This is a genomic window from uncultured Nostoc sp., assembly GCF_964247315.1.
Classification (GTDB): Bacteria; Cyanobacteriota; Cyanobacteriia; order Cyanobacteriales; family Nostocaceae; genus Nostoc.
Genome location: NZ_CAXTTT010000007.1, coordinates 49,245 through 63,000 on the forward strand (window position 1 = coordinate 49,245; position 13,756 = coordinate 63,000).

Sequence of the window (13,756 nt, forward strand, 5' to 3'; positions counted from 1 at the left end):
TTAGCTTAGGAGTGAATTGTATACACAGGATTGGGCATTGGGAATTGGGAATTGGACATTGGGTATCGAGAACACTCTTTTGTTGTCCCCTTGTCCTCCCAGTCCTCAATCTCCAGTCCCCAGTCCCAAACACCTAGCCCCCAGATGACGAAAGCAAGCGAGTTTTACCCTTAACAATGGCTTCTGGTTTAAAATCTTCAACACTGGAACTCCTAAAGCGCTTTAACCGAGCGTTTCCCCAGTTTTATGAGCAATTCGTCAGTAGTGAAATTCAACTGCAAAATTTGCGGCTAGCCTACCGTCTCTATAAAACTAGACGCGCTGTTATTGAACTGAAACCGGAAGGTAGCAAAAGTGCCCTGCATTTTGCTTACCGCAACCAGTCTTTTCTCCTCAGCGATATTTTTGGTGTACTAGCAGCTTATGGGTTGACTATCCACGGTCTGAGTCTATACGGTCAGATCCGTCCGCCAATGTTAGTTTTTATCAAACTTTTGGTATCTCGTGGTAGTAAAGCCTTGACCGAGAAAACCGCAGAAAATGTCTGTCGCGCCATTCGCGAGGCTTTAGGAGGTCGGTTTGAGGTAGAAGAGATGCTGGCAGTAGAATTTAATCTTGACACTGGCTTAGAGCAGGTACAAACTGAGTTCTATGTCGATCCGGTCTTTCATCTCCCTGCTCTAGTGATTGAAGCTGATAATCAACCAGGATTATTCTACAAAGTGATGTACGCTATCTGGCAGGAAGACCTTTTGGTAGTCAATGCCAATTTACTGGTTTGGCGCGGACGTACACGGCTAATTCTGTACTTGTTAGGGCCGAATGAAAGCCTCATTCCTGAATATCTGGGTCACAAAATTGCTGAAGGAGTGCGACAGAGGTTGTTGGGTAAATAAACAAAGTGAAAAGTGAGGAGTTATGAGTTATGAGTTATGAGTTAAAAATTCCTCACTCCTAACTTCTAACTCTTTCCACTTTAGTATTTAGTCGCACCCGTCCTTAAGGGTACGATATAAGTATGGCAACTATCGAAATCTTGGGCGTTCCACACGCATACGAGCTAACGGCTCCCACTTCCTGCCCCGATGCTTTAGTATTTATCCACGGTTGGCTCAATAGCCGTGGATATTGGCAACCTGTGATTTCCCGCCTATCAGATGATTTGCAGTGCCTGTCCTATGATTTGCGGGGTTTTGGTGAATCTCAGTCTCAGGTAAAAACCGATTTTAGTCGAGTACAAACGTCTTTGAGTCTGACGCCCATCTCCAGTAGTGCGGTTGATTCATCTTTCGATTCTCTTTATACTCCTGCTGCGTATACTCAGGATTTAGCGGCTCTTTTGAAACAGTTGAATATTAAAAGTGCTTGGCTAATTGGTCACTCATTAGGCGGGACGATCGCTCTTTGGGGAGCAGATCAAATACCTGAGTGTGTTAAGGGAGTTATCTGTATCAACGCTGGCGGTGGTATTTACCTCAAAGAAGCCTTTGAGCAGTTTCGCTCGGCGGGTCAGAAATTTTTACAAATGCGTCCGCGCTGGCTCTCCCAAGTGCCTTTGATTGATTTGCTGTTTACTAGAGCTAGTGTGGCTCGTCCTTTGGAGCGCTATTGGGCACGTCAGCGGGTAATAGATTTCGTCGTGGCTGACCCAGAAGCGGCTCTGGGAACTCTGTTAGACTCCACAACTGAAGAAGAAATCAATCGTTTACCTGAGCTAGTATCCCAACTGAAGCAGCCAGTTTATTTTTTGGCTGGCGCGGAAGACAAGGTTATGGAACCCAAGTATGTGCGCCATTTAGCCAGCTTTCACAGACTTTTCCAATATTGTGGTGACAATGTTCTGGAAATTCCTAATTGTGGACACCTGGCGATGTTGGAACAGCCGGATGCTGTGGCTGACCATATCCGAGCGATAGTCAAGAGTCTATAGTTATAGGGCATTGGGCATTGGGCAAAATAGTTCCTCTTTTTCGAGTTCCTCGGCTGAGAGTAAAGAAGTGAGATTCCCGACTTAGCACTCAGCACTCAGCACTCAGCACTCCTGAAGGTTGATACAACTTCATCACCTGAGTAAGCCCTAACCTAGACTCAACGCCTAGTGTGAGGGGGGATGTATGACCGCGGGATAGATGGTCAGCGGCGGCACAGCCAATCATGGCGGCGTTATCAGTACAGAATTTTAGAGGTGGGAATAGGACGCGTAGGTTGTGTTTAACGGCGGCGGTTTGGAGGTTTTTTCTCAACCCGCTGTTTGCTGCTACACCGCCACCAATGGCAATTGTGTCTAGACCATAGTCAAGGGCACAGGCGATCGCTCTTTTGGTTAGCGATCGCGCTACCGCATCCTGAAAGCTAGCTGCTACATCTGCCACTGGTACTTGTCCACTATCTTTCTCTAACTGCTGCATTAAACGCAACACAGCCGTTTTTAATCCACTAAAACTCGCATCATAACGATGAACCCCCCCACCGGGTAGAGAAACTCTTCCTTCTGGTAAAGCAAAGGCTTGAGGATTCCCCTCTTGTGCCAACTTGTCAATCACTGGACCACCGGGATAACCCAGCTTTAACAATCGCGCCACTTTATCAAAGGCTTCACCTGCAGCATCATCACGGGTTTGTCCCAGGGTTTCGTATGTACCACAATCTTTGACATGAATCAAGCTTGTATGTCCGCCTGAAACCAGTAAGCTAAGAAAAGGGGGATTTAAAGTTGATTCACTTAAATAAGTTGCGTAAATGTGACCTTCAAGGTGATGAACTCCCAAAAATGGCTTGTTGTGTACCATTGCCAAGGTTTTGGCAGCAGTTAACCCCACTAATAGCGCTCCTACGAGTCCAGGCGCACAAGTGGCGGCAATTGCATCGATTTTTCCCCAGTCTAATTGGGCTTGCTCTAAAGCTTGGGCGATCGCTTCATTTATCGTTTCCAGGTGCTGGCGAGACGCTACTTCTGGCACTACCCCGCCATACTGCTGATGGACTGGAATTTGCGAGGCTACGATACTGCTGCAAACTTTACGATTGTTAACAATTGCGACGGCTGTTTCATCACAACTGGTTTCTATTGCTAAAACGGTTGTCATTGAGAGTAATCAGTGCTGAGTGCTGAGTGCTGAGTGCTGAGTTCCAAACTCAAAGTTCCGAGTTCTGAAGCCCAAGTTCCAAGTTCTGAAGCTCAGTTTTGAGTTTTGAGTCCTAAGTCCTGAATAGTAGAGAGAAAATCTTTCTTCTTTACTACCCTACAACAATTCTTATACTCAGCACTCGGAACTCAGCACTCAGCACTTATTTTGGTTGAGAAGCTTTAACTTTTATTTACTTAAACTTTACTCGGTTCCCACCCAAGAGTATGATGACTTCCTAGTTATGCAAATAAACAACTGTACAAGCCGCTTCGTTTTGTACAAAGAACTTCTTGTTTTGTAATAAAAGGAAACAACTCTATGCGACGATTGTTTGCTTTGATGTTAGCGATTAGTCTTTGGTTCAACTTTGCCCCCCCAGCACAAGCTTTAGGGGCTAATTTGACACCGTGCAAAGACAATCCCGCTTTTCAAGAGCTAGCAGCTAATGCCCGTAACACCACCGCTGACCCCCAATCAGGGATAAAGCGGTTTGAGCGTTATTCTCAGGAGCTGTGCGGCCCTGAAGGATTCCCCCACTTGATTGTTGATGGTAGTCTAAATCATGCTGGTGACTTTTTGATCCCTAGCATTTTGTTTCTATACATTGCTGGTTGGATTGGTTGGGTAGGTCGTGCCTATCTGCAAGCAATCAAAAAGGAATCTAACACTGAACAAAAAGAAATCCAAATCGATCTTGGTTTGGCACTACCTATCATGGCGTCAGGCTTTACTTGGCCAGTAGCAGCAGTCCAAGAATTGCTCTCTGGAAAATTAGCAGCCAAGGATACAGAAATCCCCATTTCCCCACGCTAAATCAGCTTAACTAATTTATTTGTTTTGGAGACTAAATTCATGGCAGACAAAGGCGATCAATCAGCCTATTTGATTAAATTCCTTTCTACAGCCCCCGTGGCAGCTACCATCTGGCTGACCATCACAGCAGTTATCTTGATTGAATTCAACCTCTTTTTCCCCGACCTACTTTTCCACCCACTGCCATAAGTGTCAAATGGGATTTAGGACAGTTGAATCAATGTCTTGTTTTTTGCTTAATATTGTGTAGTTGATGTATTCAGCTTAGTTAGGCAGAATTATCACCAAAATAGACAGCAAAAATAGTTTTTTGAAACTCGCGATTTGTAAACAAAATCGCGAGTTTCACAGTTTTAAAACAAGCTAAATTAATTTTTCTAAACTTCCTAAACAAAATGCTTCTTTAGCTACAATTATTATTAATATGAAAATGCCACCATTTTAATTTTAGAGGCGAACATAAAATATGGCACAAGCAGTAGATGCATCAAAGAATCTTCCCAGCGATCCTAGAAATCGGGAAGTTGTTTTTCCCGCATTCGGCGATCCACAGATAGGCAACCTAGAAACCCCGATTAATGCTTCTCCCTTAAGCAAGTGGTTCATTAATAACTTACCTGCCTATCGCCCAGGTCTGGCTCCTGCTAGACGCGGTTTAGAAGTTGGTATGGCTCATGGTTACTGGCTATTTGGTCCCTTTGCCAAATTGGGCCCACTGCGGGATACAAGTGATGCTAACTTAGCTGGGTTGCTGTCAGCCATTGGGCTGGTTGTAGTTCTCACAGGCGCTCTGTCGCTGTATGCCAATAGCAATCCACCCAAAGCACTTCCTAGTGTTCCCGTACCCAAGCTTCCAGCAGATGCTTTTAACTCTAAAGAAAGCTGGAACAACTTCGCCAGTTCTTTCTTGATTGGTGGTATTGGTGGTGCTGTAGTTGCTTACTTTTTGACTAGTAATTTGGCACTAATTCAAGGTCTATTTGGTTAATTACTAGAAATTAGGAGTTAGGAGTTAGGAGTTAGGAGGTTAAATTCATAACTTCTAACTCTTAACTCCTAACTTATTTAAATAAAACTGCTTCAATATCATTTAAAGCAGTTTCAAAATCGTCATTAACGATTTGAATATCAAATTCATCTGCGGCTTGAATTTCTTCTTGGGCGCGAAGCAGACGGCAGGCGATCGCTTCTTCAGAGTCTTGGGCACGAGAGCGTATTCGTTTCTCTAATTCATCAAAGGAAGGCGGTAAAATAAAAATGCTGAGGGCACTGGGAAAGGAAGCACGAATTTGTCTTGCCCCTTCTAGTTCAATTTCCAGCACCACCAACTTACCGGCATGAATTTGGTTAAGTACAGCTTCACGGGGTGTGCCGTAATAGTTACCAGCAAATTCTGCCGATTCTAAAAATTCACCTTCAGCAACTAATTGTTCAAACTTACTGCGGCTGATGAAATAATAACTTTTGCCATCGATTTCCCCTGGACGGGGAGAGCGAGTTGTTACAGATACAGAATAATAGAGTTTTGGATGACGGTCTAGGAGCGATCGCATTAAAGTGCCTTTACCGACCCCGCTGGGGCCAGTTAAAACAATTAACCTGCCTAAATGGAAGCATTCTTCGGTAGTCACACTACTCTGGATGGGTAAAACTGGCATCATCCCTTCAACCTGTGAATCAATCAATACATATTATTCATTAGTTTTGTGTTCCTGGTCTAGACCACTAGTGACTAAAGAATTTGTAGCAAGAGTAACAGAAAATTTATCTAATTCACATGGTACTACCGATACGGTACAAAGAGAAGTGGGAAAAATCCACTGCTAGTCAATTATCTACAGTTTGATGATCGCGAGAAATTACAAAGCGATTCGCTACCGTTTCCGGCTGAATTGCTGACAGAATTACGTGGCTGGAATCGGTGATAATTACAGCTCTAGTGCGACGACCGTAAGTTGCATCAATCAGTTGACCTCTATCCCGTGCATCGGTAATAATCCGCTTAATCGGGGCAGACTCTGGACTGACAATGGCAACTACTCGGTTGGCAGACACGATGTTACCAAAGCCGATGTTGATTAACTGAATGTCCATAAAAAAAACTGACGCTAAACGCGGTTTGATAAAGCTTGAAATAAACTTATTTCCATGTTATCGCCAAAAAACAGGAGTTACAACGCTTAAATTCAAGCCAGTCTGCGTTTTTAAATAATGTCTGCTTCTTTTAGCTATTTATCAGCTATTTTTCCTGAAAATCTTCCTAAAGATACAGGTGCAATTCCACTGATACAAGCTAATTGGATGATGTACATTTATTTTGTTTGAAATAAGTATCTGACCCGGAAATAGATGGAGAGCAAAATCGATTGGAACGGTCTGGCTCTAACTACGCTAGCTCAATACAATGTCAATGCAACTCAATTGGTATTCTTGGGTCATAGCGAAAATGTGACGTTTTGCGTTGATACTCGCAATAATCAAAATTTTGCTACATCTGGAGAATATGATCAGCAAGCGTTATTTCTTCTCCGTATCCATTATCCGATCGCTCAGTTTTGCGATCGCATCTGGCAACAACATGCCGTCATTGAGTCAGAACTAATCTGGCTTATCGCGTTGCATCAAGATACCCATTTGGTTGTGCCCTACCCCGTGCAGAACCTCAGTGGCAGTTTTATTACCTCTGTAGCAGTTGATGACATCAGCGAAACGCTCAACTGTACACTACTAAAGTGGGTCGATGGTTCCCCTCTCGACACTGAACCTACACCGATACAGGCTAGGCAAATTGGGGAACTTATGGCTCAGTTGCACCAGCACACCAGCCTTTGGGAATTGCCTTCAGGCTTGACGCGACCAAAATACGACTGGGAGCAACTACACGCCTCATTGATAAAGCTGCGATCGCTAGTAGATGCTGGTACGATATCTGTGACTGATTTCGCTGTGCTTGAGAGTGCACTTGTGCGAATTAGTAATGTGATGACAGCACTAAAAAAAACACGCACCAATTGGGGTCTGATTCACGCAGACCTGAATGAAAATAATTACATCTTTTATGCAGGTGAAGCGCGGGCCATCGACTTTTCCTGTTGTGGCTTTGGCTACTACCTTTATGACATTGCTCATACACTGCTACATCTATTTCCCGAAAACCGTAGATCGTTCCTCAGCGGATATCAAAGTGTGTGTCAACTGCCCGATGGGTATCAGAGTATCTTGGAGGCGTTCTTTCTCGGAGCAATGGTAAACAATTTTGCTTTTTTAGCGTTGCAGCCAAATGAACATGATTACTTATTAGAAACTGTACCCTACGTTAATGAAAGCTTCTGTAGCAAATATCTTAAAGGCGAAGCATTTTTGTTTGAGTCATAGCTGTTCTACTTTGATATTAACGGTTCAATTTTTTCTCCTAAATTTACAGCACGCATTCGGCGTACACTTCCAGCTTGACAATCGCGTAACCAAGTTTTAACCCCTTGGGCAACAGTACCTTTACTACTATCGCGTGGCGGAGATAATGGCTGCTGTGTTGAATAGGAACCAGTTTGAGAAAACATCATCACTAGTTGCCAACCACTTTTAGTTTTAGTCAACAACAGCCAGTGGAATTGCTGCAATTCTATCGCTTTCTTTCCTATGTACTGCCGTTCTAAGGTAGTAAAGAAAACTTGCTCAACCCCTGATGCAGAGCTTTTAGGTGTATCTGCACTATATTCTTCAAGGTTAAGCGGCAGAGGAGTAAACTCAGGTCTTCCTGCCACTAACATATAACTGTAAACATCACTGCTTCTTCTAAGGCGACGGGCGCGTTGACTAGCGCGATTGGTATAACTAGGCAAATCTTCCAGTAGCTGTATAGTAAATGTTTCTAAATTTTGCTCAGAACACAAAGATTTTGCCGCGTCGTTGACATTTTCCCTTTCTGCTAGGACAGAGGGTTTAGGGGTGGGATTTATAGAGAACGCTGGATAAGCAAGGTTATTTGATACTAGAACCCAGAAGCCACAAGCTACAAGCCAACTATAATTTTTCTTTCTGAGCGAAGAGGCAAGATTGTTTTCCCCTGCACCTTGCACTCTGTTCCCTAGTTTCTTACTGACTTTTAGCTTCATGCCACCGTGCTTAACTCCTCCGAAATCCTCTTCCAGGCCAACTCAGGTTCTGTAGCAGCGGTAAGCGGACGCCCAATCACTAGATAATCTGCGCCGGCTTTAATGGCTTGTGCTGGAGTGAGCGATCGCTTTTGATCGCCTTTCTCTGCCCAAGTTGGTCTAACCCCCGGACAAACTAGCAAAAAGTCATCTCCACAAGTTTGTCGTAGCTGTACCACCTCTTGAGGCGAACAAACTGCCCCATCTAAACCAGATTCTTGAGCCAGCAGTGCCATTTCTAGAGCATATTCTGGCAATTCTAGGGGTATTTTTAAATCAAATGCCAACTGCCGAGCCGAAATGCTCGTTAACAGAGTAATAGCAATTAACTTTGGTGGTTGTACACCTGCTTTTGCAGCCCCTTCCTGTACCGCCTCAGTTGCGGCTTTCAGGGCATCTCTACCAGCAGTAGCATGAATTGTCAGTAAATCCACTCCGTATCTAGCTGCACTCCGGCAAGCACCAGCAACGGTATTAGGAATATCATCAAACTTTAAATCCAAGAAAATGCGCTTTTGCCGAGACTTTAACACTTCCAGAATTTTCGGGCCAGTGCTAGTAAACAACTCTAAACCGACTTTCCAGAAACTAACTTGTGGTAGCCGATCTATAAGAGCGATCGCACTTTGTTCATCCGGCACATCCAAAGCCACAATAACTCGTTGTTTTACCTGTTCTCCATTCCCCATTCCCGACTCCTCATTCCCCATTTAAGGCACTAAGCGCACAAACTTATTTTTTCCAACTTGTAAAACTTTACCTTGTAATTCACTAGGAGCATCGAAAGTGGTATCAGCATCAGTAATGCGATCGCCATCTAGGCGTACTCCACCTTCTTGAATTTTCCGCTTTCCTTCCCCGGTACTTTTGCACAAGCCAGTGACATTGAGAATATACGCTAACTTAGTAGGAAATTGCTGCACGCCAGCTAAAGAAAATTCTGGAACAGCACCTTCCTTACCGCCGCTTTGGGCTGCTTCTTTCGCCTCTTGGGCTGCTTGTTCGCCATGATACTGTTTGACAACTTCCCATGCTAAGAGTGTTTGGCGATCGCGGGGATTTTCTGGCAGTTGATCCAAAGGTAAATCCGTCAACAGTTCAAAATACTGTGACAGCAGATTATCGGGAATTCCTTGCAACTTTTGATACTTTTGGCCTGGGTGTTCTGACAATCCAATATAATTACCTAAAGATTTAGACATTTTTTGCACGCCATCCGTGCCAATCAAAATTGGCAGCAGCATCCCAAATTGGGGTTTTTGACCAAAATAGCGCTGCAAATCTCTGCCCACAGCAAGGTTAAATTTCTGATCAGTCCCTCCCAATTCCACATCTGCTTCAACTGCAACCGAATCAAAACCTTGCATTAACGGGTACAGGAACTCATGAATAAAAATCGGATTCTCTTTTTTATAGCGATCGGCAAATCCTTCCTTCGCTAACATCTGCCCCACCGTCATCGTGGAGAGTAACTCCAAAATTTTCTCTAAGTTTAAACTAGAGAGCCATTCAGAGTTATAGCGCACCTCTAACCTTCCTGGTGTGTCAAAATCCAAGATAGGACGTACTTGATCTAAATAAGTCTGAGCATTTTTAGCTACATCTGCTTCTGTAAGCTGACGACGCACTTCAGATTTACCAGTTGGATCGCCAATACGTGCTGTAAAATCGCCAATAATTAAAACTGCTGTATGACCTGCATCTTGAAATCCTCGCAGTTTTCGTACTGGTATGCTATGACCAAGATGAATATCAGTACCTGTAGGGTCAATCCCTAATTTGACCCTTAAAGGTTTGTTTGTGGTTAGTAAGAGCCTTTCTAGACTTTCGCTGTTAACATCATCTGATTGTGGGAATACTTCTACTACACCACGACGCAACCAAGCAAAATCTTGCGTCATCCGAAGAGATTCATTATTAGCTATGTTTTGCACACTAGAAGTTAAGTTGGTTATACTCACTGGCAATTTATCCACTTTCTCATCTGCCAAACTACTATAATTGCAAAAAACTAACCGCCTTGCTTCACCCAATCAATTACAGTTAAATTTACAAGTGAGGAAGTGAAATAGCCGTGTCGTCGTCTAGGACTTTTGAAGATAAACAGCCACAGCGTCGGGCTTCATCAGGTTTTGAGTTTTTGAAAGGAGTCGGTCAGGTAACTGGCGGTACTCTCCTCTCAATCACCATGCTGGCAAGTTCCATTGTAGCCGGAGGACTGGTTGGTTTAGCCATCAGTTTCCGTAATTTGCCAGATGTGAGACAGCTACGTAACTTCTTTCCCTCAGAAACGACTTACATTTATGACGTTAAGGGCAAACTCTTAACGAGTATTCACGGGGAAGCCAACCGGGAAGTCGTACCTCTAGACAGAATTTCGCCGAATTTAAAACGGGCAGTATTAGCAAGTGAAGATGACCACTTCTACGATCACCACGGTATTAATCCTACTGGTGTTGGCCGGGCCATAGTAACTAACGCAGCAGCAGGCGGAGTCAAAGAGGGTGGCTCTACTGTCACCATGCAATTGGTAAAAAACTTATTTTTGTCTCGCAAGCGTGCTTTTACCCGCAAGTTAGCAGAGGCTGTGCTAGCAATCCGGTTAGAGCAAATTCTCACTAAAGACCAAATATTAGAAATGTACCTCAATCAAGTTTATTGGGGTCATAACAATTATGGTGTACAAACAGCAGCCCGCAGTTACTTTAATAAGTCAGCAGAATATTTAAGCTTGGGTGAGTCAGCAATGATGGCGGGTCTAATCCAAGCACCAGAAGAATTCAGCCCGTTCGTGAGCATGAAGCTGGCAAAACAGAAACAAAAAGAAGTGCTAGGACGGATGTTGGAATTGAACTGGATCGACCAGTCAGAATACGACAATGCCCTCAAGCAAGAAATCAAACTTGGGAGAATTAAATCCTTTCAAGGTAGTGCCCTACCTTATGTAACCAACACCGTAGCGCAGGAGTTAGCTAAGAAGTTTGGGCGTGAGACACTACTCAAAGGTGGAATGCGGGTGCAAACTACAGTTGATGCCAACTTCCAAATCATGGCAGAAGAAACTGTTAGTAAGTGGCATAAAACACTTTTGGGGCAAGGATTATCTAAGAATCAAATGGCCTTGGTGGCAATTGATCCGCGCACACATTTTATCAAAGCACTGGTGGGTGGTATAGATCCTAAGACCAGTGAGTTCAATCGTGCAACTCAAGCTCAACGGCAACCCGGATCTTCTTTTAAACCGTTTGTATATTATACTGCTTTCGCTAGTGGTAAATATGCGCCAGACTCAACAGTCGTCGATGCCCCAGTTAGCTATCGAGATGGTAACGGTTGGTACTTTCCGAGAAATTATGATGGCGGTTTTAGGGGAGCGATGCCAATCCGCACAGCTTTAGCCCAATCGCGCAACATTCCGGTGATCAAGATTGGTAAAGCTGTGGGGATGAATAGAGTCATAGAAACGTGTCGTACCTTGGGGATTACGAGTCCGATGGAACCTGTGACTTCCTTACCACTTGGGGCAATTGGTGTCACACCTCTGGAAATGGCTAGTGCCTATGCTACTTTTGCTAATTATGGCTGGCAATCTCCACCAACTGTAATTGCCCGTGTCACTGATAGTAGTGGTAATGTGTTGTTAGATAACACCCCTAAACCGCAGCTAGTCCTCGATCAGTGGGCATCAGCAGCAATTATCGATGTAATGCGATCGGTAATCTCTGAGGGTACAGGTAAAGGTGCTGCTATCGGTCGCCCAGCCGCTGGAAAAACGGGAACAACATCATCAGAAAAAGATATTTGGTTTGTTGGTACTGTGCCACAATTGACAACTGCTGTCTGGGTAGGGAGAGATGACAACAGACAATTAGCTGACCATGCCACAGGTGGTGTTATGGTCGCTCCCATTTGGAAAGATTTTATGGATAAGGCACTCAAAAACGTACCAGTAGAAAACTTCAAGCCACCTTCGCAGTTTTCTCGTCCCAAGTCACAATAATTTAGTTTTAGATTTTGAATTTTGGATTGCCAATGAATCCAAAATCTAGCTTGGAAAGTTGGAGTGTCGACTGCGGGCGATCTGACTTTCCACAAAATCTAATATTGACTAGTACAGCACGGCGGAAATAAATATACCATTTCAAATGGTGTAAAAGCCCGAAATACAATTCTTTTGACTTTTGACTTTTGACTTTTGACTTTTGACTTCCGCCTTGCGGTACTAGGGCTGTTTTTCTAGCTCGGCTTTCATCCGTTCTAAAGTGAGGTGCATTTGGTCAAACATTTGTTGTGGGGTGACACCGAACTGACCTAATTGCGTTTTCAGTTGTTCTACTGTCATTTGTGCCATGAAATCTTCTGATAGCTCGAAGCGCTTCATAAAGATGCGATACCGATCCATCATCGCTTCCATTTGCTCAATAAACAGCTTTTTGCCATCGCGGTCAAATTTGCCGTAGCTGTTGCCAAGCTTGATCAGCGCTTGATAATCCTCAAACAGCTGTTTTGCTTCTTGTTGAACTATTTCAGAATCGAAGAATCCCATATTGCTTATATTAAACTGAGTGCCCAGACTCAGTAGCTTAATAGCTTTACTTCTATTTATTATTTTAGTCTAGGGGAGTAATCTAGTCACGAAGCTTCGGTTTTAGTACGGTTTATTACCGAAATTTCAACACTTGACTTGAGAACGTTTTCCCTTGTTAAATCGACTTAATAAAGCCGCAATACTCAGAGCTTTAGCCATTGATTTAGGATTGGTGTTTTCACCCGGTTCAATTTTCAGTATGGTAGCGTATTTTTGAGCTAGTAAATCTTGTGGGTTAAGTTTTAATGCTTGACGAATGTAAACCCTAGCCATCCCGATAAATTTCTGTTTTAGATGTACTAAACCTAATAAGGCATAATATTCGCTGTTATTTGGCTCTAACTTGATGGCATCGCGCAGTTCTTGCACAGCTAGGGGCCAATTAGCTAGCCTGACGTACTCAATCGCTCGCTGGTAGTGGCGTTGAGCGTAGTTTGTCAAAACTGGTTTGATATTAGTTTTTTCATTTAATGTCAATTCAACTGGCTTGACTTCTACTTCAGGGATGATGCAAACGGGTTTTTGCGGGAGAAACAGGTCAGGTTTATGCAACTGTAAATAAACTAAATTCAATATACTAATTTGTTGTGTAACTTGATAAAACTGATGGAGTGATTTGTATTGAGCTTCTGCATAGGAGGCGATCGCTTCTTCATAAAACAATTCTGCTTGGGGTGCAGACATTTCTATAATTTCTTTAGCTATAGCACTTTGTCCACACAAAGCTTGCTGCTGTAACACTCTTGCGTCCGATCGCAGCATGGCTATAGCAATCAAACGCTTGTCTCGATGTTTGAGTTGTTCGTAAGCTGGATTGATTAAATGGCTAAGTATTGCCGTTGCTAATTCTCGATCTGGATTGCAGCTTTTAGCATAGCGATCGGGATGTAGCAGTTTCGCTAAAGTGTGATAGCGTTTAAAAATCTGGCGATCGTCAGCACTCACAGAAATTCCTAGCACAGCGTAAGGATCGCAAAGCTGTTTCAGCCATTTTAGCGGTAGGAAGGTCTGTAACATCGTAGTAATCTAAATCCATTGAAAACTTAAAATTAGCATCAAAGCTCAATTCACAG

15 protein-coding genes are annotated in these 13,756 nt (G+C 43.6%); 7 read left to right on the plus strand and 8 right to left on the minus strand.

Features of this window, described 5'->3' with window-relative positions; genetic code table 11:
• Nucleotides 1-176 precede the first annotated feature (176 nt).
• Nucleotides 177-896: a hypothetical protein gene (locus tag ACFE93_RS04020; RefSeq protein WP_012410214.1), complete on the plus strand. Its 720-nt coding sequence runs from the start codon at nt 177-179 to the stop codon at nt 894-896.
• 122 nt (nt 897-1,018) lie between these two features.
• The gene (locus ACFE93_RS04025; RefSeq protein WP_375472120.1) at nt 1,019-1,930 is read left to right on the plus strand and encodes an alpha/beta fold hydrolase; all 912 of its coding nucleotides are present in this window, start codon (nt 1,019-1,021) and stop codon (nt 1,928-1,930) included.
• A gap of 88 nt (nt 1,931-2,018) precedes the next feature.
• On the opposite strand, the gene tsaD is transcribed toward ACFE93_RS04025, so the two are convergent.
• On the minus strand, nt 2,019-3,086 hold the full coding sequence (gene tsaD / locus ACFE93_RS04030; protein WP_375472121.1) for a tRNA (adenosine(37)-N6)-threonylcarbamoyltransferase complex transferase subunit TsaD: 1,068 nt from the start codon (nt 3,084-3,086) through the stop codon (nt 2,019-2,021).
• Nucleotides 3,087-3,446: 360 nt separating this feature from the next.
• Here tsaD and ACFE93_RS04035 point away from each other — a divergent pair, with 360 nt between their 5' ends.
• The 3 genes from ACFE93_RS04035 (at nt 3,447) to ACFE93_RS04045 (ending at nt 4,929) form a co-directional block, all read left to right on the plus strand.
• Nucleotides 3,447-3,941, plus strand: coding sequence for a Photosystem I reaction center subunit III (locus ACFE93_RS04035; RefSeq protein ID WP_375472122.1), 495 nt, complete (start codon nt 3,447-3,449; stop codon nt 3,939-3,941).
• A 39-nt stretch (nt 3,942-3,980) separates the two neighbouring features.
• Nucleotides 3,981-4,130 (plus strand): photosystem I reaction center subunit IX, encoded by a 150-nt coding sequence (psaJ, locus tag ACFE93_RS04040; protein WP_375472123.1) that lies wholly within the window; start codon nt 3,981-3,983, stop codon nt 4,128-4,130.
• A 277-nt stretch (nt 4,131-4,407) separates the two neighbouring features.
• Complete coding sequence (locus ACFE93_RS04045) at nt 4,408-4,929, plus strand: photosystem I reaction center protein subunit XI (RefSeq protein WP_104907526.1); 522 nt, start codon at nt 4,408-4,410, stop codon at nt 4,927-4,929.
• Nucleotides 4,930-5,002: 73 nt separating this feature from the next.
• On the opposite strand, the gene gmk is transcribed toward ACFE93_RS04045, so the two are convergent.
• Nucleotides 5,003-5,602, minus strand: a complete 600-nt coding sequence (gene gmk, locus ACFE93_RS04050; protein ID WP_375472152.1) for a guanylate kinase — start codon at nt 5,600-5,602, stop codon at nt 5,003-5,005.
• A 166-nt stretch (nt 5,603-5,768) separates the two neighbouring features.
• On the minus strand, nt 5,769-6,035 hold the full coding sequence (remA, locus tag ACFE93_RS04055) for an extracellular matrix/biofilm regulator RemA (protein WP_073639751.1): 267 nt from the start codon (nt 6,033-6,035) through the stop codon (nt 5,769-5,771).
• A 255-nt stretch (nt 6,036-6,290) separates the two neighbouring features.
• On the opposite strand from remA, the gene ACFE93_RS04060 reads away from it, so the two are divergent.
• On the plus strand, nt 6,291-7,316 hold the full coding sequence (locus ACFE93_RS04060) for a phosphotransferase enzyme family protein (protein WP_375472124.1): 1,026 nt from the start codon (nt 6,291-6,293) through the stop codon (nt 7,314-7,316).
• A 5-nt stretch (nt 7,317-7,321) separates the two neighbouring features.
• Here the strand turns inward: ACFE93_RS04060 and ACFE93_RS04065 are convergent, their stop codons facing one another.
• Genes ACFE93_RS04065 through tyrS form a run of 3 tightly spaced genes read right to left on the minus strand, consistent with a single transcriptional unit; the run spans nt 7,322 to nt 9,996 of the window.
• Nucleotides 7,322-8,056 carry a hypothetical protein gene (locus tag ACFE93_RS04065; RefSeq protein ID WP_375472125.1) on the minus strand — a complete coding sequence of 245 codons (735 nt, stop codon included), beginning with the start codon at nt 8,054-8,056 and terminating at the stop codon, nt 7,322-7,324.
• Complete coding sequence (pyrF, locus tag ACFE93_RS04070; RefSeq protein ID WP_375472126.1) at nt 8,053-8,784, minus strand: orotidine-5'-phosphate decarboxylase; 732 nt, start codon at nt 8,782-8,784, stop codon at nt 8,053-8,055. Before pyrF ends, ACFE93_RS04065 begins: the two co-directional genes overlap by 4 nt.
• 21 nt (nt 8,785-8,805) lie before the next feature.
• Entirely contained in the window at nt 8,806-9,996 is a 1,191-nt protein-coding gene (gene tyrS / locus ACFE93_RS04075) for a tyrosine--tRNA ligase (RefSeq protein ID WP_375472153.1), read from the minus strand.
• Nucleotides 9,997-10,169: 173 nt separating this feature from the next.
• Here tyrS and ACFE93_RS04080 point away from each other — a divergent pair, with 173 nt between their 5' ends.
• A complete protein-coding gene (locus ACFE93_RS04080) occupies nt 10,170-12,095 on the plus strand; it encodes a transglycosylase domain-containing protein (protein WP_375472127.1) in 1,926 nt (641 codons plus the stop codon).
• A 222-nt stretch (nt 12,096-12,317) separates the two neighbouring features.
• On the opposite strand, the gene ACFE93_RS04085 is transcribed toward ACFE93_RS04080, so the two are convergent.
• Entirely contained in the window at nt 12,318-12,641 is a 324-nt protein-coding gene (locus tag ACFE93_RS04085) for a DUF1825 family protein (protein ID WP_104907522.1), read from the minus strand.
• 126 nt (nt 12,642-12,767) lie between these two features.
• Entirely contained in the window at nt 12,768-13,700 is a 933-nt protein-coding gene (locus tag ACFE93_RS04090) for a DnaJ domain-containing protein (RefSeq protein ID WP_375472128.1), read from the minus strand.
• Nucleotides 13,701-13,756: the final 56 nt, after the last annotated feature.